Consider the following 21,805-nt stretch of genomic DNA (forward strand, 5'->3'; position numbering starts at 1 on the left):
TAAATCATCAAAATATGTATCACAATAACTATTCATTTCTTTTTCGTTTATTTTCAGGAAAAAAGATCTCTAAAACTATAAACGAGCTAATTTTAAACAATTACTGAAGGTCTATTGAATATGAACCCAAACAAAGATAAAATGTTCTCTTATCATATGATTTACTTTTATCTGATTTTTTATTTTCACTTTGTTGAGTTGTGAGAAATGACTGAGAAATACGTTCTGAGTCCTTAGCCGTTTCCTAAAGAGAATATTCATATATTTGACTATTTTTGCAAATTACATAAGCTGATCTAATTATAAATTTAAATGCAAAATAAATCTGGTAAAATAAGTCTTTGGAAAATTCTCCTGCCTACATTCCTTGGCATAGGAGTAATCGTTTTTATGTTTCTCAAAGATTTATCAGGAACAGAAAACTCCGAAAAACTGGAACAACTTAAACAGATATTCATTACCGGAAATACAATATTCTGGTTCTTTATAGCTTTATTACTGATGGTAGGACGAGACCTTGGTTTTACGATACGCTACCGATATCTGACCGAAAAGGTGTTGTCTTGGAAACAATCATTGAAGGTTACTCTGCTGGCTGAGTTCGGTACCGCAGTTACCCCTTCGTCGGTAGGAGGGTCAAGTATGGCTATTTTATTTCTATCGAAAGAAAATATTCCGGTAGGACGCAGTACAGCTATGGTGTTTATCACAATGCTGCTCGATGAAATGTTTTTTGTAGTTACGTTTCCTCTTCTTTTATTTTTTGTACCGGTAAAAGAGCTTTTTCCGGAAGTATCCGCCATACAAATCGGTGTTATTTCTCTTTTTATTGCTGCCTATATTGTAAAATTTCTTCTTTGTGTGTGCCTTATTACAGGATTATTCTTTAAACCTCAGGCTATAAAATGGCTTTTGGTAAAGCTTTTCAGGTTGCCGTTTTTGAGACGATGGAGTATTGCAGCCGAAAAGGCCGGGAATGATCTTATCCTTAGTTCAACTGAAATAAGAGGGAAAGGTATTCGTTTTTGGTTCCCTTTAGTAATGTCGACAGTACTCTCGTGGTGTTCTCGCTTTTTTGTCGTAAATGCTCTTTTTATGGCATTTTTTCCTGTACAAGATCAATTGTTGATCTTTGGTCGGCAGTTTGTGATGTGGGTGTTAATGATATTGAGCTTTACTCCCGGTGCAAGCGGATTGAGTGAGATCATATTCAAGCAGTATCTGAGTGCATTGATTCCTATTGCAGGATTGGTGCCTGTGATCATTCTTTTATGGAGATTACTTAGTTACTATAATTATCTTTTTATCGGAACGATACTTGTTCCTCGATGGGCAAGTAAGGCCTTCTCGAAGGTAGATAAAGTTCAATAGTATATTTTAAATATAACAGGCTTTGGCTGTTACTTGCCAAATCAATAAACAGGTCTGAGACCTTAAATTTTTATGGAAAAAATAAAATCGGGATGCAGAACCCTTATTGTTCTGTTTATTTTTACATCTGTCTTATCGGGTTTTAGCTGTGCACAGGTTACTCAAATAAATGAAGTAAGTATATACAGCGGTAAAATGGATATTAATGTCAAAAATATCGTAATTCTGCCCGCAGATTATAACAGTCGGACTTCGAAGAAATATCCGGTTGTTTATCTATTGCATGGGCATGGAGGTAATCAGAATTCTTTTCTGAACATAAAGCCCAATCTTCCTGAACTTGCCTCAATAAACCAAGTTATATTCGTTTGTCCGGATGGAAAAGTCAGCTGGTATTGGGATAGCCCGACTGATCCGAAAATACAATACGAAACGTATGTTTCTAAAGAATTGATTGATTACATAGATTCGCATTACAGAACGATATCCGATAAAAGCGGTCGGGCTGTAACAGGATTCAGTATGGGAGGCCATGGAGCCTTGTGGATGGCTGTTACTCATCCTGAGACTTTTGGCGCAGCAGGTTCTATGAGTGGAGGTGTGGATATTCGTCCTTTTCCCCGAAACTGGAATATGTTGAACTCGTTGGGAACTTATACCGAAAATAAGGCAGTCTGGGATAGTCATACAATAGCAACACAAGTAGAAAAACTCCGTAAAATAAGCCCGAACCTGATAATAGATTGCGGACAAGGCGATTTTTTCTTTAAAGTAAACGAAACTTTACATAAAGATTTAGCTGATAAGAAAATTAACCATACTTACATCAGCTCGCCGGGAGAGCATAATAGTGTATATTGGAATAAGACCTTCGATTGGCAATTGGCTTTTTTTGTCGAATTTTTCGCTGCTTCAAGACCCAATTAAAGTCATCCATCTTGTGAGGTTGGAATAACTATAGGCATATTGAACGTATTTTATCTATAGTAGAAAGTTCTTTGATTGGTTTATGGGTATTCTTTATTTATACGGTTGTATTATGACCGTAGGAGCAAATAGTTATTTGCCCGAAATAAGATCGAATATCGGGCGAAAGATTTTTTGTACCTGCAGTGCCTCAGAAGCCGTCTAACAATTTTTGAGCGTTTGCTTTGGTAAGAAAAAGAATACAAATAAAAAATGTATATTTTTGTGTAACGTTTGTTACCTTTTGGAGGTTAAAGGTCTGAAAAGGAGAAGATAAAAAGAAACAAACAGATACGAAGATTAAACTGTTTAAACGTAATGCCGGATATTTCAAATACAGACATAAAATACCTGCCGGGGGTAGGTCCTAAAAAGGCTGAGATACTCAACAAAGAGTTGGAGATCTTCACTCTTGACGATCTTCTACATTACTATCCATATAAATACATCGACAAAAGCCGTATTTTTTACGTTCATGAGATAGATGGCAATATGCCCTATATTCAGTTGAAAGGACGTATTACGGCATTCGAAACATTTGGAGAAGGTCGTCACAAACGGTTGGTAGGGCATTTTACCGATGGAACAGGATTTGTAGATCTGGTTTGGTTTCAGGGGCAAAAATTCGTTACCGATAAATATAGGACAAACTCACCATATATAGTATTCGGGAAACCTACGGTTTTCGGCAGTAAATTTAATATCGCTCATCCTGATATAGATCCTTATATAGAAGAAAAGACCGAAATTGGAGGTCTTTTCGGTTATTACAATACTACGGAGAAAATGAAAAAACATTTTCTGAATTCGAAAGCTATTCAGAAAATAATATCATCTGCTCTAAGTTCAGCGATAGAGAATCTGCCCGAGACACTACCTCCCTATATCTTACAGGAAGCTAAACTGATGTCTATAAAGGAGGCGATGTGGAATGTGCATATTCCCTCCAATCCTCAAATATTGCGTGATGCTCAATATAGACTCAAATTTGAAGAACTTTTCTATATTCAGCTGAATATATTGAGATATACTTCTGCCCGAAAAGCTAAATTGAAGGGATTTGTGTATTCTCAGGTAGGAGAAAATTTTAATTCGTTTTACGAGAAAAACCTGCCATTTCCACTGACAGGAGCGCAGAAAAGAATTATCCGTGAAATAAGGCAGGATATGGCAACCGGGCAGCAGATGAATCGGCTTTTGCAAGGAGATGTCGGTAGCGGGAAAACATTAGTCGCATTAATGATTATGCTTATTGCCCTCGATAACGGATTTCAAGCCTGTATGATGGCTCCGACAGAGATTCTGGCTACTCAGCACTATTATACCCTGAAAGAGTTCTTATTCGGGCTGAATATACGTGTTGAGCTATTAACCGGATCGACACGTAAAAAAGCAAGGGAAGAAATCCATTCAAGCCTTCTGACCGGAGATATCAAAATATTGATAGGTACACATGCTCTGATTGAGGATACCGTTCAGTTTAGTAATCTGGGATTAGTAGTCATTGACGAACAACACCGTTTTGGAGTTGCTCAGCGAGCTAAGCTCTGGTCGAAGAATACTAATCCTCCGCATATTCTGGTTATGACGGCTACACCGATTCCGCGTACTCTGGCTATGACTGTGTATGGTGATCTGGATGTGTCGGTTATAGATGAACTCCCACCGGGGCGTAAGCCTATACAGACAATTCATCAGTTTGATAAAAAAAGAGGAGCCTTGTATAACTCGATCAAAAGGCAGTTGGATGAAGGCCGACAGATTTATTTTGTATATCCCCTGATTGAGGAAAGCGAAAAAATAGATTTAAAGAACCTTGAAGAGGGGTTTGAACATATTAAAGAAGTATTTCCCGATTATATCGTTTGCAAGGTACACGGTAAAATGAAACCTGCGGAAAAAGAAGAAGAAATGGGACGTTTTGTGCGTAATGAGGCTCAGATTATGGTTGCCACAACCGTTATCGAAGTTGGCGTAAATGTGCCGAATGCTTCCGTGATGGTAATTGAGAGTGCACAGCGGTTCGGACTCTCGCAATTACATCAGTTGAGAGGAAGAGTAGGACGTGGAGCCGATCAGTCTTATTGTATTCTTATTACTCCGTATGAATTATCGGCAGACTCGAGAAAGCGAATCGATATAATGGTTGAAAGCAACGATGGTTTCGAAATTGCTGAAGCTGATCTTAAGCTCCGAGGACCGGGAGATTTGGAGGGAACACAGCAAAGCGGGGTAGCATTTAATCTTAAAATAGCAGACCTTGTGAAGGATTCGCAGATAATGTATTATGCCCGTGAAATAGCACAAAAGGTTATTGATGAAGATCCTGCACTTGAACGCCACGAAAATCAGGTATTGAAGCAACAACTCCGTAAATTGGGAGGAAACCGTTATAACTGGGGGCTTATTAGTTGAAAAAAAAATCGAATACCCCGTTTTATTAGACGGAATATTCGATTTAATTCTTTTCACCTAACAGTCTTAGATAAGACTCGTTTCACTTACTCTTTTGTTTGTCTTGTAAAGATCAATCAATTCGCCTAAAGTAATTTTAAGTGAATTCATCGTAGTAAAAAACTCGGGAACCTGGCTGTCATAGAATGATCTTCTCATCAAATCCAAAGCATTCTTATAAGAATCTTTAGTTAAGAAAAGACCAACGCCTCTTTTGGACATTAATACATCTTCACTCTGAAGCAATTCGAGTGATCGCATCAAGGTGTTATGATTTACTTCTAATTCTTTTGCCAGTTCTTTAACTGTTGGGATTTTTGTTTCCTCTCTCCATTCTTTTGTTACTATCTTCTGAGATATAACATCTACAATCTGGAGGTAAATGGGTTTGTTTTTATGGAACTCCATAGCTTTGATATTTTGAGTGTTGTATTACAAATATAGCACTAGTTTTCTATATAAATAGGCCATAAATGTTATTTTTTAACTTTTTAACCTTTTTTAATTTAAGATAAAAGGCTTTTTTTCAATTGCTTAAAAATACACGGAATTCTATATTCCTGTTTTAACGTATGATTCATTTGTATTTATTAACGATATATTTCGATCAATAGGCTCAATTTGAAAATTGGCAGGTAGATAAAAAAAGGCAATAATATATTTTTAGACCAATCAGAATTATTCTAAAAAATCATATTATCAAGTTTTAATTTTAATCCTTTTATCAAAGTACAACGGTCTAAATCGTTAGATTCATTTTATGTATAGATAAATTTTCACAAAAGTGATTGTTCTTTCTATTTTAATAAGAGGATTGAGTACTTTATAATTAGAAAATATTACCGGAATATTTAATCTTTCTATTACTTGTATTTGTTATATTTGTACTAATTCAATTGAGATTATATCTAACACTAAATAAATGATAGTTTTTAATGATATTAAGCTAGAATTTAGAACTCTAGGGGAGCAGATCTTAATTGGTTTAGGAAGTAAGGCTGCTAAAACCTTATTATACTTATAAAGGACTATTTCATCAAAATATTAAACAGTTATCATATATGAGAAAGTTATTCTTTCCATCTGTAATTTTGCTTGCTGTGGTATCATTTGCAGCATGTACAGCACCCCAATCACTGGTTATAAATGTTCAGAAGCCTCCGCAGATCGCTTTGCCCGGGGCAATAGGAAATGTTATCGTTGTCAATAATTTAGTTGTACAGCCAGCATTTCAGGGGAGCACAATACAAAAATATGATAAGAAAGGAAATCCGATCTACGAAGAATTATCTGTTCCGTCCGATAGTCTGGGCATTATCCTTTCCGGAGCATTGTATGATCGTCTGGCAGATTTGAATTACTTTAAAGAAGTATCTATTTATGACAAACCTCTGAGAGACGATTTGTCTTATGAGGATATTAAACCTATAGATTCCCTTGCTGTTAAAGAAATTTGTCAAATATCTAATTCCGATGCAATTATATCTCTCGACAGATTTTTCGTTATATCAAATGCCTTGCAGGATAATGACGGACTAGGGGTTAAAGCAGATAATCTCGACCTGAAGATGTCAGCTTCTTTTTCGATTTATTCGAAGGAAGGACGGCTTATATCCAATTCGCTCACTCTTACCGATAGTATTTATTGGACGGCTTTGTATTACAATGATCATCTTGTTTCGGATAATCCTCTTCCTTCAAGAGAAGATGCGCTTAAAGAAGCAGCCCGTTATGCCGGTGAAAAGATAGCTGATGCACTTGTTCCGTATTGGGTAGAAACTCCGCGTTTATTTTTTAATGAGAATAATAGTGCTATATTATTGGCTCAGAAAGATCAATGGGCAGAGGCTCTGAAGATATGGGAAGCTGATTACAATCAGGAATCGAAATTCAAAAGAAAAGCTCGGCTTGCGTTTAATATTGCTTTGGCAAATGAATTGACCGACAACCTTATGGGTGCTATCAGTTGGGTATCTATTTCTTCCGACCTATTTAAACAAGCGGTTCTTACGGGAGTTGACGAACAGAATTACCTGAGAGCAGAACAGTATAAAAAGGATCTTCTGACTCGTTACGCAGACTTCAAACTCCTTGATATAACCGGACGATCATCCGGCGAGTAAGACCTGCCCTATTTGCTTTATATTCAGAATATTTTTTTTACCCCTATACCGGGAAGATCGTTTAATACAATCTTCCCGTTTATTATTTTAGTACCCGAGAAACAATCGTTTGTAATGAGCAATGCTCCGTCTAAATCGGCAAATTTTACAGCAGGAGATAATTGAGATGCCGCCGAAATAGCACAAGATGTTTCGGTCATGCACCCAAGCATTACATCAAAACCCATTTGCGGAGCAGCAGTGATCATTTTCCAGGCTTCATGCAAACCTGTACACTTCATTAATTTGATATTAATACCAGAGAATGCCCCTTTTATCCGTTCCATATCGGCAAAACGCTGAATTGATTCATCGGCATATATTGGCAAAGGGCTGTGTGAGGTGAGCCATGCGCTGCTTTCCAGATCATTTTTTATCATTGGCTGTTCAATCATTACTGCTCCCTGTTCTTTAAGCCAACAGATCGAATCTAATGCCTGCATACGGTCTTTCCACCCTTGGTTGGCATCAATAGCAAGCGGAAGGTCTGTAACACTTCGTATGGCAGATATTATCTGTTTGTCGTTTATCCCACCGAGTTTTACTTTCAGTATTTTGAAATCATCCGCAACTTCGGCTACTTTTTTACGCACTACATCATCTGTATCCATACCTATTGTATAGGTTGAGTAAGGTGTTTTAGACGGATCGAGATTCCAGATCTTATACCATGGCTTATTCTTTATCTTTCCGGTCAAATCATGTAAAGCTATATCTACAGCGGCTTTTGCAGCGGTATTTCCTGCTTCAATATTATCGATATAGGATAATATTTCTTCGATTTTTTCGAGATTGTTGAATGTCGAAAAATCGATTTTTTCAAGGAAATCAATAACGGTCTTTTGCGTTGCTCCCAGATATTGCGGTAAAGAGGCTTCCCCATAGCCTGTGATTCCATCGTACTCCAGTTCTACAAGTACAACCGGTGTTGTCGTCCTGGAATAAGTTGCTATTGTAAACGGATATTTTAACTGCAACTCATACGGTTGCCATCTAAGATTCAGCCTTGCCATTTCTTTACTATTTTCATTTACCTTAAGGTTACAGACTTATTTGCCTCGCCTTCCCTTCGGCGATTGTTAATTGTTGATTTTGCAAGCATAACAGCAAGAGCTGGTTATCGCTCTAAAACACATCATTAAATACTTTCTATCACTCAAAAGGTAACAAACGTTACACAAAAATATACATTTTTTATTTGTATTCTTTTTCTTACCAGAGCAAACGCTCAAAAATTGTTAGACGGCTTCTGAGGCACTGCAGGTACAAAAATCTTTCGCCCGATATTCTATCTTATTTGGGGCAAATAACTATTTGCTCCTACCGTCAATAATCCAACCGTATAAATAAAGAATACCCATAAACCAATCAAAGAACTTTCTCCTATAGATAAAAATCTTGGAATCTATTCTTTTCTCCGGAGTTGGTACACCACATGTCCTTTGAAATCGGCTCTGTCTACAATCTCAAAATATTGGCTTACTTCGATTGAATCGGCGGTAACATTCATAAAAGAATCGTCTTTGTCTACATTTTTGATTATTAATGCGTTTTTATAAGATGGGTCGACTTCTTTAAAATCAAAAATAGGGATGCAGTTAAAGTTTTTCAGGTATTGTTTGTAGTATTTCTTAGTCAGACGTATTCTTTGATAGTGCTTATGGTCAGGATATAGTAAATTTCCGAAAGCTATAGCAAAACTTCGTGTGTCGGAGTATAAGAATACAGTATTACTATCTACCCGCTGTTCGGCAAAATGGATAATATTATTCTGAACCCATTGATCCCGGTCATTTGTTTCTTTTTGAAGCATAAACCTGTTTACCGATAGAAAACCCAGGATCACGAAAAATAAAGAAACGATGACTTTATTTATTGTCTTATCATAATTAAGTAATGATAAATGGATTGCGATAAATAAGATAAATAAAGCCATCAGAGGGTTCATGTAACGTGTTACAAAGACTGGCTTCACGGCAAATGAATACACAATCACAGATGATATAACCAGGATGAAAACGGCGAAAATAAGTTTTCCGAAGATACTTTTAGGGATTTTCTCTTTATGTGAACCCTGTGAACTATCTACAACTGTATAACAAACTATCGACAAAAGGATAGCAGTTAAAGTCAGTTCGATTGCAAATGTTTTTAAAGGCGTTCCTGTCCCTACTAAGTCTAATTCTGTAGAGAAAGGGTAGTAAATGTAAATCACGAGATCTTTTAACCTCGATTGATTTATCCAGTATTCATCGCTCACCTGACCCATTTGAGCCGGAATATGGATTAACCATGGCAAATAGCCGACTATAAAAAGAATACCTATTCCTAAAAATTGAAGTGATTTATCTCTTTTGTATATAAAAAGAACTGTGAATAGTATGGCATAAATATAAAAAACTGCCATCAAAGCGTAATAATGGGTATATGCTGCAGCTAAAGAAAATAAGGTAAGTTTTATTAGATTGAATTTCGAAAAGTTATTAAAACTTCGGTATGAGTATATTGCACTTCCTAAAACAAACAACATAGCTAGTGAATACATCCTTATTTCGGAGGCTATGTATTGGGTTACGGGTAGTAGGATGAAGATGGAGAGAAATAAAACTGCGGTTTTATCGCCAAAATCCTTTCTGATCAGAGTGCATCCTATAATCAGGCACCCTATAACCGGCAGGCATGAAAATATACGGAGAGCGACAACCGACTGTCCGGCAAAGTATGTATATACTTTGAGCAAAGCATAATAAAGAGGAGGGTGAACATCATTTGCCGTGATATACCATAGTTGTGAAAAAGAATGCCTGACCAGATTGATTGTATATGCCTCGTCGTACCAGAACGCCGTGTAAAAGCAGTGGTACAATAAATAAAAAGAGCCTATAATCAATAGGCTGAATAGTATAATAGTATTCCGTGATTTGTCCGTAAAATATCCCATATCAGTAAAAGAAAGCATTTAATGATATATTTTTAGTTTATCAATAATCTCAGGTTGTTATACTTGCCTAAGTAATAAATTGGTCTGAGACCTTGCTTAAATTTATTCGGTAAAACCGGTTCTCTATGACCGTAACAGAGGGTTTGATCCTTTTTAAAACAGATACCCCTGTTCGGTTTCTTTATGACGTCCGAGGTGCTTGTATGCAAGTTCGGTTACTTCCCGCCCTCTTGGAGTTCGTTTCATAAATCCTTCTTTTATGAGGAATGGTTCATATACCTCCTCTATTGTGCCCCCATCTTCACCCAAAGCTGTGGCAATGGTAGAGATACCTACAGGGCCTCCTTTGAATTTATCGATAATGATCAGCAATATTTTATTGTCGATTTCATCGAGTCCGTATTTATCGATATTCAGAGCTTCAAGTGCATAGGTCGCTATTTCTTTGTCGATGCTTCCTGATCCTTTAACCTGTGCAAAATCACGTACTCTCCGTAACAAAGCATTCGCTATACGGGGAGTTCCACGGCTTCTTAATGCAATTTCATGTGCTGCATTGCTTTTGCAGGGAACATCGAGAATATCTGCGGATCGAACTATAATATTGGTCAGCGTATTCATGTCATAATACTCCAAGTGCATATTGATACCGAAACGGGCTCTCAACGGGCTTGTCAGTAAGCCGCTTCGGGTAGTTGCCCCTATCAGGGTAAAGGGATTCAGTTCGATCTGTACCGAACGGGCACTCGGTCCCTTATCTATCATTATATCGATGCGGTAATCTTCCATGGCACTGTACAGGTATTCTTCAACAATCGGTGAAAGACGGTGTATTTCATCGATAAAAAGAACATCATTAGGCTCCAGAGATGTGAGCAATCCGGCCAAATCACCGGGTTTATCGAGTACAGGGCCTGAGGTAATTTTAAAACCTACCCCCAATTCATTGGCTATAATATTCGACAGGGTTGTTTTTCCCAATCCCGGAGGTCCATGCAATAAAGTATGGTCGAGAGACTCGCCACGCATACGTGCAGCAGTGACAAATACTTTGAGGTTTTCTACCACCTTGTCTTGTCCGCTGAAGCTCGAAAAAGTAAGAGGGCGGAGTGCGTTTTCAAATTCACGCTCCGTTCCGTTCAGTTTTTCGTTATGCATATTGAAATTTTCGCTCATATCCATTAATTCGATTATAAAAAGGTCTACTGCCTTTAACTAAGCCTGTTTACCGATTGTACACCTTCTATCTTAAGAATCAGTGAACATAGTTTTTGTACATCTGCTACACTATGTACAAAAAGGCTTACTTTACCTTCAAAGATACCATCATTCGATTCGATATTCAAATTTTTTATATTTACCGAGTCCGTGATGATCACCTTGGTTATATCGTTCAGCATTCCTACCCGGTCTATCCCTCTGATAACTATTGTCGATAGAAACGAGTACTGCGCATAATTACCCCACTCAAGATTCAAAATCTTATTACCAAAACTAGCTTTTAGTTTAAGACCTACAGGACAATTTACATTGTGTACCTGTATTTCGTTGTTATCACCGATAAAACCGAATACTTTATCTCCAGGAATAGGATTACAGCATGATGCGAGCCTGAAATTTTTCTGAAAAGAATCTTCCTGAAGTATATAGGTCTTCTTCTTGTCGATGGTATTCAGATCATCTGTATCCGAAATAGTAGCTGTTTCCGTTTCTTTCTTTTTAGTGCGGAATGCCTGACGAACGTATCTCATCAGGAAGTTACTGTTGGTATTATCTTTGGCATCTTTGAACAAAAGAGCCGGTTTTGTCGGTAAAACAATCGTTCTATTGCCTATAGCAAAGAATAAGTCTTCTTTTTTGGCAACTTTGTAATAATCCAGCATTTTGTCGATGGTAGGAGTTGGAATGTCTTCCACTCCTAAAAAACCTCTCAGTTTTATTTCTCCCTGTTTCGCTATTTCTTTTTTCTGTTTTTTCAGAGATGCTTCGAGTTTGGCTCTGGCTTTTCCACTTGTCACAAATCCCAGCCATTCGGGTTGAGGGGTTTGTGACTTTGATGTCAGAATTTCGACCTGATCACCGCTGTTTAACTTATGGCTCAATGGTACAAGCTTGTGATTTACCTTCGCCCCGATACATTTATCTCCGATATTGGAGTGAAGTTCATAGGCAAAATCGAGAGCAGTTGCTCCTTGAGCCATTGTCTTTAGGTCTCCTTTGGGAGTAAACACAAATATCTCTTGCGAAAATAAGTTCAGCTTGATTGTATCAAGGAAGTCAATTGCGTTTGGATTTGGATTTTCGAGTATCTCTTTTATGGTTTTCAGCCATTTGTCGAGTTCTGTATCTTCTTCGACTTTTCCCTCTTTGTATTTCCAATGTGCAGCGAATCCCTTTTCGGCGATATCATCCATTCTTCGGCTTCGGATCTGTATTTCGACCCATTCGCCATCAGGACCCATAACCGTGAGATGTAGTGCCTGATATCCATTCGATTTCGGACGGCTTACCCAATCCCTGATCCTGTCGGGGCGGAGCTTATAAATATCCGTAATGATCGAATAAATATCCCAGCATCGTTTCTTTTCGTCTAATCCAGGTTCGGATTCGAAGATAACACGTACCGCAAAAATATCATAGATTTCTTCGAACGGAACGGCCTTTGTCTTCATCTTATTCCAAATAGAATAGACCGACTTATCTCTCGCCTTTATTTCGTATTTGAAGCCTTGTTCATCGAGTCTTTTCTTTACAGGCTCGGCAAAGTGTTCGAATATATCACGGCGGATGTAGCTCGATTTGTCGAGCTTTTCTACAATATCGTTGTATTCTTCGGGATTTTCGTATTTAAAACTCAGTTCTTCGAGTTCCGTTTTTATGGCAAAAAGCCCCAGCCTGTGTGCCAGAGGGGCATATATATACATTGTTTCTCCTGCAATTTTATGGCGTTTTGCCGGAGCCATCGAACCCAAGGTTCTCATATTGTGAAGACGGTCGGCTATTTTAACCAGAATCACTCGGATGTCATCGGACATCGTTAGCAGTAGTTTGCGGAAATTCTCGGCTTGCGAAGAAACCTGATCTCCGAACATACCACTCGAAATTTTCGTCAGTCCATCGACAATTTCAGCGATTTTATCGCCAAAAAGTTTCTTGATATCATCTACCGTGTAGTCTGTGTCTTCTACAACATCATGGAGGAGAGCCGCGCATATAGATGTTGACCCTAGCCCTATTTCGTTACAAACAATACGGGCTACCGCTATAGGATGCATAATATACGGCTCACCCGACCTGCGGCGTGCGCCTTTATGTGCTTCGCGGGCTATATGAAAAGCTTTCGTTATCAGTTCGACTTTTCGTCTGTGATTGGATTTGATATAATCCTCGATAAGAGCGTCAAACTCTTTATCGATCATCATTTCTTCCTCTTTGTTCTTATCGTTGTTGTCCATAAAGTAAGGTCTCAGACCTATTTATTATTTTTGTGTATACAACAGCAACAACTTATTATCATCAGACATTGTTGCATTAGATCTTTTTTATTTGCCAAGATAAGGACAAAATCCTTTATCTGGGTATTTTTAATTTCTGTCCGATACTTAAATTATCTGATTTTAAGTTATTGGCCTTTCGTATGCTGCTTGCTGTCGTTTTGCCTCCGTAGCGTGATGCGATATGCCCTAGTGTATCGCCTTTTTTGACTACATATATCATTGGGACTTTAACTTTAGGAGCCGATTTCTTCGGTTCGGGAGTTTGTGATGTCTTCGATGATTCTTTTCCGTCTATTTTCTTCATTGCCACCGGAGATATTGATGCTACCGCCTGACTGGCTGTTTCGTTTTCAGCCGATTTTTTTGCTTCTGCCATCACTTCTTCGACCGCTTCGGCATTTATTGAAGGTACATTTTCTTCTATATCTTCTTCTTTTGCTTTTTGTGGTAGATGAATAACGAGTCTTTGTCCGACTTTAGGAACCGATTTCTTCAGTTTATTCCACTGAGTGATATCATCTTTATCTACGCTGTATTTAGATGCTATCTGGGTTAATGTTTCTCCGATACGTACTTTATGGTATATTGTCTGAGGACTCTGAAGATCGTGTATCCTTGGTTGCTTGTTGTCGGTTGGTGTTGCTGCCGTATTGCTGTTATCTTCAGTAGCCGAAGAACCGTTATTGTCCGAAACTTCCTTTTCCTGCATCTTGTTGAAATATTGAGCAAGGAGGCTCGATTCGTTTGTTTTACTTCCTATTTCGGCAGATGCTGTATTTGTAGCTGTATTTTCTGTTTGTGTTTGATTTTGTGCAAGTGTAACTTCTTCTGTCGAAGTTTCTTCTTTCTCTTTGCGTGGTGCTATACTGGGATTGCTTACCACTAGATATTGTCCGGCTTTTAATCTGTTTGACCTTAATCCATTCCAACGTTTTATCTGAGTGGTTGATATTCCGTGTTTTCTTGCGATGGATGCGATGTTATCACCACGTCTGACCCTATATCTTGATGCACTTCCTGCAGATGCTGTATAACCGCTGGGTTCTACAACCTTTCGGTGCGATAGAAATTCATTGGTTCTGTATGCATAAACCGAATCTTTCGATACTTCGAAGTCCGCGGCCTTGGCAGAAGGCAGTGTTACGAGATAACGCTTGAATTCTCCCGGAACGATATCTTTTTTATATTGAGGATTCAGATTGCGTACTTCATCAATCGGAACACCTAATACATCTGCCACTTGCTGCAGGTGCAGGTATTTGTCTACAACGATCGTATCCGTCGATCTTGTGTATTTGTATTCGAACGGGCAAATATTATGATCCGAATAGTAGTTCATAACATAAGTTGCTGCAATAAAAGCCGGAACATAACCTCTTGTTTCTCTCGGTAAATAGGGGTATATAGCCCAATAATCGGTTGCTCCTCCGCTTCGTTTAATTGCCTTGTTGACATTTCCGGGGCCGCAGTTATAAGCTGCGATAACGAGATTCCAATCACCATATATATTGAACAGGTCTTTTAAATAACGGGCAGCCGCATCTGTCGATTTCAACGGGTCGCGACGCTCATCTACCAAGCTGTTTACTTCCAGATCGTACATTTTGCCTGTACCTATCATAAATTGCCAGAGACCGGTTGCTCCCGCTCGTGATACAATTGTAGGATTAAGAGCCGATTCTATTATCGGAAGATACTTCAGTTCGAGAGGTAAGCCGTATTTATCGAGTGCTTGTTCGAAAATAGGAAAGTAATAGCTCGATTTGCCTACAAAGTATTCGACACTGTTACGCATCCTTCCGGTATACATGCTGATGTATGATTTTACAATAGGATTGTATGCTAGTTCCATAACTGTGGGCAGACTGTAGAGCCTGTTGATATATATCGAGTCTTCGAATACAACGTCTGTGTCGACATTGGAGTTGCATGTCAATGCAGGAGAAAATTCTTTTCTCCAATCGATAAGAAGCTGATCGAAGTTTCGCTCTATTTCTTCCGGTACTACAAGGTCTTTGTCGGTAATAGTATCCCTGAGAGATACTCCCGTTTTGCGGTTTTGGGCAGTAATAATTAGCGAACTCGAACAAACTAAACTAATAACAATAATTTTTCTCAGCATAAACCTTTGATTTTCCTGTCATTTTCGACAAATGACTTAAAAAGTAAAACTACATTGGATGCCAACTGTTCTTCGGGCAAAAGGATCCTGTTCCATTTTAGGCTCAACTCTCATTGATAAATCCGGAGAAATATCAAAATCAAACAAATGGGCGTCTACGTATGCATCAATCATACACAGACCATATAGAGCTACGGCTCCGATTATACTTAGGTCGCGGTATCTTCTGTAAGAATCGCGTTTATTTCTGAATCTCGTTTTATACGAGGTTATCTGTGCATCTGTGATATCGGTTACTTTGACATTGCCACTGATAAACGATCCCCAAATAGCAAAGTTAGCATCGCTTCGGGGATATTCGCTCATGATGGCTTTGTATGCCTTTGTGTAATCATTGTAATACCTGCCATTCCACGATATTGCGTAATACAATCCGACGAAACCTCCGTATATGAGCGGTAGTTTCCAGTATTTACGGTTATATATCTGACCCAGCCCCGGAAAAATAGCCGAATAAAGTACTGCTTTATTCGGATCAGGTTTGAATGGTTTTAATTCTTTCGTATTCATCGCTTTTTCTGTCGATTTATCGAACGAAAGCTTTGAATCCACCCATGCTACAGTATCATTTTTATTGGTACTTAACGCCTTCTGGGGAGTAGGGGCTATATGTAAAGAATCATTGTCCTGCCCTGAGGCATACAATGATACGAAACATAAAGCAAATATACCAACGATTGTTCTTTTTATCATAGTTATGCTTATGACACGGAAAAATGCGAATTTATCGTTTCAACTGGTCAAATTTAGTAATAATACGCTCAAGATCCTCGTCTGAATTAAAGGCGATCGTAATTTTACCTTTTCCCTTGTCGTTACAAGTGAGCTGGACCCTCGAATCGAAGAATTTTGATAGGTGTTTCTTTAAAACATCGAATTCTTCGGGAGTTGCTTTTTGTATTTTTCCTTTCTTTACAAGATCGACAACTTCTTTTTCCTGAATGATTTCTTCTAAAGTTTCACCTTTGTTGATTGCCCTCACATACTCTTCTACTTTGCGTACCGATAGGTCTTCATTGAGTATATGTTCGTATACTTCTAGCTGTACCTCAGGGTTTTCGATGGTTACCAGAGTACGGGCATGCGCCATATCTATTCTTTTATCTCTGATCGCCATTTGTATCTCTGCTGGTAGTTTCAGCAGTCGCAGGTAATTGGCAATTGTAGTTCGTTTTTTTCCGATTCGTTCGCTTAGTCTTTCCTGAGTGAGGTTATAAGTCTCTATCAGGTTTTGATAAGCAAGGGCTATTTCGATTGAGTTTAAATCTTCCCGTTGAATATTTTCGATCAATGCCATTTCCATGACATTTTCGTCTTCGGCTGTTTTTACATAGGCAGGGATTGACTCAACCTGTGCAATCATCGAAGCTCTGTATCTGCGTTCTCCGGCGATGATCTGATAAGTATCATCATCTATTTTACGCAATGTAATAGGCTGTATCACGCCTAACTGTTTGATAGAAACAGCCAGTTCTCGAAGTGCTTCTTCGTCAAAAACACGTCTAGGTTGATCGGGATTAGGTTGAATCTGAGACAATGGAACTTCACTAATAGATGAAGACCCTGAGGTTTTCACTTCATCCATTGTTATAAGAGCATCCAATCCTCTCCCTAAAGCAGGTTTTTTTGCCATAATTCAATTTAACTAAAAGTAATTATTTTTAAGTTATACCGGCTGTTGATTATATTACCTTTTTGGGCAATAAATATGCTGATTTCTTAAAAATAAGTATTAATTGATATTTGATTATATCTATACCGCCACAATGATATTACCGATGTAATCAGATGTTTTGTATCTTTTGTAATTCGGCCTAGCTACAAAGTTACGAATTTTTTTCTATTAGTTCTTTTGCCAGCTGCATGTAGTTTACAGTACCTCGCGATGCGGCATCATATGCGATAACCGGCTGGGCAAAACTTTGTGATTCGCTTAGCTTTACATTGCGTTGTATCACTGTTGTAAATACAAGTTCCTGGAAGTGCTTTTTGACTTCTTCGTAGATCTGGTTAGCTAAACGTAAACGGGCGTCATACATCGTCAGTAAAAATCCTTCGATCTCTAAAGATGGATTAAGCTTGGATTTGATAATTTTGATTGTATTCAGCAGTTTACTGATTCCTTCCAGTGCAAAATACTCGCATTGAACGGGTATTATAACCGAATCTGCCGCTGTAAGCGAGTTTACGGTGATCAATCCCAATGATGGAGAGCAGTCTATCAGGATATAGTCGTAATTTTGCTTTATCGGGGCAAGTACAGAGGCAAGTCGTTTTTCGCGGTTTTCGATATTCAGCATTTCCAACTCGGCTCCAACCAAGTTTATGTGAGAGGGGATAATATCCAAACGTTCATATTCAGTAGGAACAATGGCTTTCTCGGCGCTTGCTGCACCGATGAGACATTCGTAAATAGTATTTTTTATATGCTTAATATCCAGTCCTAAACCCGAAGACGCATTTGCCTGAGGGTCTGCATCTACTACTAATACTTTTTTCTCGAGTGTAGCTAAAGACGCAGCTAAGTTGATGGTAGTAGTAGTCTTGCCCACACCACCTTTCTGATTTGCTAAAGCAATTATTTTACCCATAGTAGTTTTATGTTACTCTTTTAAGATTTTATGATTGCAAAGAAACGAATAATTGCTGCACTTCTTAAAATGACGAGGTAAACTCTATGAGAATTGTTGATAACTCGGTCTTTGTGTTGATAAAGTTTGTATCTTTTTGATATATAAATATGTAGTATTCTTTGATCTTATTGCACTAAAAGAAAAAGAGAGACCTTTTTATGCTTGATCTCTCTTTTCTGTGCTGGAATTTACAGGACTTTCTCCAATTCTTCGAGAATTTTGTTGTTTCCCGGATATCCGGTGGCTTTGAATGCCATTTTTCCCTTTTTATCGAATATCATGTATGTAGGTATTCCATTGAATTTGTATTTTTCAGACAATGCATTCCATTGTTCTTCTTTCAGATAGTAATGTATTCCTCCTATTTCGGGTAACATGCTCATCCATTTGTTTTTTGGAGAAGTTTCTCCGGATACATACAGCGATACTATACCTTTTTCGGTCATTGTTGGTTTTATCGTTTTTATAGTTTTCATCGCTCCAATGCAAGGGCCGCACCATGTTGCCCAGATGTCTATAAATACGACTTTTCCCTTATATTTGGAAACAATGGTTTCCAGAACCTTATCTTTTTCCACATCGGGAGTTGATTCAATTTTGAATCCTCCTTTTGATAAGACTTCTTTCTGAAGTTGTTTTGTCTTTTTGAAAATCAAGTCATATACTTCTTTGTAATAGGGGTTGCCTGTTCCGGAGAGAATGCTTTCGTCTTTTGAACTCAATTCTGCCGGTTCGGATGCTTTAAATATAACAGGGAATACTTCTCTTAAATCTCTCAGCAGTCCTGTTTTACTGCCTGTAATAGTTTCTATGTTTATGGATGGTGGAATAGATGTTATCAGTTTTGAAGAAGAATATTTGAAATCACCGGAGTAAATAAGCGTAAGATCATTTAAATCGAGCTTTTTAAGTTCTGCTAACTCTTTTTCTGTTGCTTTGGGAAGACTCAGACCGACAGGCTTATCCCAATCCAGTTTATTCTTTATGCGATAATTCAATTCATAAACTCTATTCATGGAAACGATATTGTCAATCACATTATTTTTCAGATTGCTTTTTATAACTTGTTTTACAGCTTGCGGGAAGTCTTCTTTTTCTAGCTTTACAAGCTTTTCATCGTAATTTTTAAACACATAATCTACATATTGCGTATTATTCATTGCTAAAATTGTGGAATCCGCATAATCAGAATATATGTTTAAGAGAATATTGTATGACTGTAAGGTATCCCTGTATTGTAATATCTGAGTATTTAATTCGGCAAAGCTGCCATTAAATGTACAGAAAGTAAGATCGGGTTGAGGGTGATAACGGGAAGTGTTTTTCGAAAAAGCCGTTAGATCATAATATATATCAAGATTTTCCCCCGGATTTAGGACTACATTGAGATAGTTGTTGCTAAATGTTATGAATCCTGTTGAAGTGGAATATAAATCGACCTCAAAAGTGTATGTCCCGTCAGATTCTTTTTTACCGGCGTATTCATCCATATCCTTGGTGAAGAGGTTGTTGATTTTTAATTCTGGTTCTCCGATTGCGTACCCCTCTTTCAACCCTGTTAGATGAAACGTTATTTTTGAACTTGCTGCTTTAAACACAGGTTCGGGGAGTTTGTATTCTTTATCTATTTTGGTATTTATATTATCCGGCAGTTGCGGCTTATAGGTTTTGTTTTTTCCGGTAAGGTCGATATCCCATATTTTGAAACAATTATCACAATCGGATTCGATAAAATCGATTATTTTAGTTCCTTTAGGCAGGGGAGGAAAGTAGAGAGTAAAGTGGTCCTCGCCACTGTCGGGCATCCAGTGTTTTTTGTTCAATTCAATACTGTCCGATCCGGTAATCGTATACTTCTTGCCATCGGCTTGTATATATGTAGCCGAATCTATCTGTATCCAGTTTCCTGGATAAAAGTATGCATCCATATATAGGATGGTTGCCGAATCAGTTAATACAATTTTGTTGATCTCAACAGTTTTCGTGTTCTGTAATCCATGTGTTGGCTTTTCTATCGTTTTGGGTCTTGGATCCGTACAACGAATAGTGATTAATCCTAATAAAAGAATGAAGAGGAGGTAGTTTTTTTTCATAATCATAGAAGGTTTTGAAGGTTTGATTGTTGAAAAATATTTTCCTAACTTAACAAAATATTTCTGATTATCAATGTATTTCTTATTGAATACTTAAAAATGCTGGAATTGGACAAAAAACAAGTAATAATCACGTCTTCTATTATAATTGAAACTCCGATAGGAGAAATGATCGCATATGCCACCGAGAATGGCATCTGTTTACTCGAATTTACCGACCGAAAGAATATGGAACGGCAGATGCAGGGTCTGTCGACTCTGGCAGAAATAAATCTCACAGACCGAGAAAACAGGCATATACGGCTTTTGAAAGAAGAATTATCCGAATACTTCGCCGGGAAACTTACAACTTTTTCTGTTGAATTGGATATGTTAGGAACAGACTTTCAGAAAAGAGTATGGTCTCAGTTGTTGTCTATTCCCTATGGGAAAACCATATCGTATATTCAAGAGGCACGATTGATGGGTATAGAGTCGAGTGTGAGGGCAGTTGCGAATGCAAACGGGGCAAATAAGATTGCTATAATAATCCCTTGTCACCGTGTTATAGGTACAAATAAAACCCTCACGGGGTATGCCGGAGGGTTAGTTCGAAAACGTTATCTGTTAGATTTGGAGTCTCCTGAAAAAAGCTTATTCGATTGAGGTGCTTATTTTAAATCCTGAAGCCAGTGTTTCAATAATTGGAGCATTTCGGTGTGGTACTTGAAGTTGGGTCTCATGCCCCATCCGTGTCCTCCTTCTGGAAATATGTACATCGTTGCAGGAACATTATTTTGCTTCAGGGCTTCGTAGTACATAATGCTGTTCATCGATGGAACTGCGTTGTCATCGTCGCTTAATAACAGTATTGTAGGAGGAGTTAGTTCAGTAATCTGTGTTTCGTTCGAATAAAACATTACATCATTAGCGGAAGGGTTTTCTCCTAACAAATTGCTTTTTGATCCCTGATGAGTATATTCTCCCATTGTTATTACCGGATAAAATAAAATAGAAAAATCGGGGCGGGTATCTTGTCCGTCAAAATGTGTAGAACCTGTTGACGCAAGATGTCCTCCTGCCGAAAATCCAGCTACACCGACTTTAAGGGCAGAAGAGTCTTTTCTCGACAGATTTTTCTTTGCATATCTGATTGCCTGCTGAAGGTCTTCCAAAGGCACGGTTTTATGTTGGTTGGGTAAACGGTATTTAAGAACAACTCCTGTGATACCTAACGATTGAAGCCATTTTGCAAAATCATAACCCTCGTGATCAATAGCCAGACGGCTGTAGCCTCCACCGGGACAAATTACAACTGCAATGTTGCGGTCTATCGCCAAATTGGGTTTGTAAATAAACATCTCGGGTGCACTGACATTCGAAATGCGGTTGTTTTCGTCAACTTCAGTACCTGTAATCCCATTATCTGTAGGCGGATTTTCATTCCATAACTTTACAATTTCTTGTGCATTCATCGTACTTACTGCGATAATAGAGAATAAAAACAACAATAATTTTTTCTTCATG

General features: G+C 38.1%; 14 protein-coding genes and 2 pseudogenes. 5 read left to right on the top strand and 11 right to left on the bottom strand.

Annotated features, from left to right (window positions below; all coding sequences use genetic code 11):
- Window positions 1-312 precede the first annotated feature (312 nt).
- The 3 genes from K322_RS0109200 to recG all read left to right on the top strand — a co-directional run bounded on the left by K322_RS0109200 (window position 313) and on the right by recG (window position 4,752).
- A complete protein-coding gene (locus K322_RS0109200) occupies window positions 313-1,371 on the top strand; it encodes a lysylphosphatidylglycerol synthase transmembrane domain-containing protein (protein WP_026626631.1) in 1,059 nt (352 codons plus the stop codon).
- 72 nt (window positions 1,372-1,443) lie between these two features.
- On the top strand, window positions 1,444-2,298 hold the full coding sequence (locus tag K322_RS0109205; RefSeq protein ID WP_026626632.1) for an alpha/beta hydrolase: 855 nt from the start codon (window positions 1,444-1,446) through the stop codon (window positions 2,296-2,298).
- A gap of 357 nt (window positions 2,299-2,655) precedes the next feature.
- Window positions 2,656-4,752 (top strand): ATP-dependent DNA helicase RecG, encoded by a 2,097-nt coding sequence (gene recG / locus K322_RS0109210; protein ID WP_026626633.1) that lies wholly within the window; start codon window positions 2,656-2,658, stop codon window positions 4,750-4,752.
- A 66-nt stretch (window positions 4,753-4,818) separates the two neighbouring features.
- Here recG and K322_RS0109215 read toward each other — a convergent pair whose 3' ends face one another.
- Window positions 4,819-5,199 (bottom strand): GntR family transcriptional regulator, encoded by a 381-nt coding sequence (locus tag K322_RS0109215; RefSeq protein ID WP_026626634.1) that lies wholly within the window; start codon window positions 5,197-5,199, stop codon window positions 4,819-4,821.
- A gap of 653 nt (window positions 5,200-5,852) precedes the next feature.
- Between K322_RS0109215 and K322_RS0109220 the strand changes: the two genes are divergently transcribed.
- A complete protein-coding gene (locus K322_RS0109220) occupies window positions 5,853-6,914 on the top strand; it encodes a DUF6340 family protein (protein ID WP_026626635.1) in 1,062 nt (353 codons plus the stop codon).
- Window positions 6,915-6,937: 23 nt separating this feature from the next.
- Here K322_RS0109220 and K322_RS0109225 read toward each other — a convergent pair.
- From K322_RS0109225 to K322_RS0109265, 9 genes and pseudogenes are all read right to left on the bottom strand, one after another.
- Window positions 6,938-7,960: pseudogene (locus tag K322_RS0109225) on the bottom strand (dipeptide epimerase); the annotation flags it as partial.
- A 398-nt stretch (window positions 7,961-8,358) separates the two neighbouring features.
- The gene (locus K322_RS0109230) at window positions 8,359-9,912 is read right to left on the bottom strand and encodes a glycosyltransferase family 39 protein (RefSeq protein ID WP_026626637.1); all 1,554 of its coding nucleotides are present in this window, start codon (window positions 9,910-9,912) and stop codon (window positions 8,359-8,361) included.
- A gap of 135 nt (window positions 9,913-10,047) precedes the next feature.
- Window positions 10,048-11,070 carry a Holliday junction branch migration DNA helicase RuvB gene (gene ruvB / locus K322_RS0109235; RefSeq protein WP_035331801.1) on the bottom strand — a complete coding sequence of 341 codons (1,023 nt, stop codon included), beginning with the start codon at window positions 11,068-11,070 and terminating at the stop codon, window positions 10,048-10,050.
- Window positions 11,071-11,105: 35 nt separating this feature from the next.
- Complete coding sequence (locus K322_RS0109240; protein ID WP_026626639.1) at window positions 11,106-13,349, bottom strand: RelA/SpoT family protein; 2,244 nt, start codon at window positions 13,347-13,349, stop codon at window positions 11,106-11,108.
- Between the two features lie 913 nt (window positions 13,350-14,262).
- Window positions 14,263-15,510, bottom strand: a pseudogene (locus tag K322_RS21355) (transglycosylase SLT domain-containing protein); the annotation flags it as partial.
- A 39-nt stretch (window positions 15,511-15,549) separates the two neighbouring features.
- A complete protein-coding gene (locus K322_RS0109250; RefSeq protein WP_051290727.1) occupies window positions 15,550-16,266 on the bottom strand; it encodes a DUF5683 domain-containing protein in 717 nt (238 codons plus the stop codon).
- A gap of 31 nt (window positions 16,267-16,297) precedes the next feature.
- Complete coding sequence (locus K322_RS0109255; RefSeq protein WP_026626641.1) at window positions 16,298-17,206, bottom strand: ParB/RepB/Spo0J family partition protein; 909 nt, start codon at window positions 17,204-17,206, stop codon at window positions 16,298-16,300.
- A gap of 193 nt (window positions 17,207-17,399) precedes the next feature.
- Window positions 17,400-18,164: a ParA family protein gene (locus K322_RS0109260; protein WP_026626642.1), complete on the bottom strand. Its 765-nt coding sequence runs from the start codon at window positions 18,162-18,164 to the stop codon at window positions 17,400-17,402.
- Between the two features lie 230 nt (window positions 18,165-18,394).
- Entirely contained in the window at window positions 18,395-20,299 is a 1,905-nt protein-coding gene (locus tag K322_RS0109265; RefSeq protein ID WP_157279404.1) for a TlpA family protein disulfide reductase, read from the bottom strand.
- 108 nt (window positions 20,300-20,407) lie between these two features.
- Here K322_RS0109265 and K322_RS0109270 point away from each other — a divergent pair, with 108 nt between their 5' ends.
- Window positions 20,408-20,944 (top strand): methylated-DNA--[protein]-cysteine S-methyltransferase, encoded by a 537-nt coding sequence (locus tag K322_RS0109270; RefSeq protein WP_317614701.1) that lies wholly within the window; start codon window positions 20,408-20,410, stop codon window positions 20,942-20,944.
- A 5-nt stretch (window positions 20,945-20,949) separates the two neighbouring features.
- Here K322_RS0109270 and K322_RS0109275 read toward each other — a convergent pair whose 3' ends face one another.
- Window positions 20,950-21,804 (bottom strand): alpha/beta hydrolase, encoded by an 855-nt coding sequence (locus K322_RS0109275; RefSeq protein ID WP_026626645.1) that lies wholly within the window; start codon window positions 21,802-21,804, stop codon window positions 20,950-20,952.
- Window position 21,805 lies beyond the last annotated feature (1 nt).

This window comes from Indolivaga capnocytophagoides DSM 22835, assembly GCF_000426485.1.
GTDB classification, from domain to species: domain Bacteria; phylum Bacteroidota; class Bacteroidia; order Bacteroidales; family Dysgonomonadaceae; genus Dysgonomonas_A; species Dysgonomonas_A capnocytophagoides.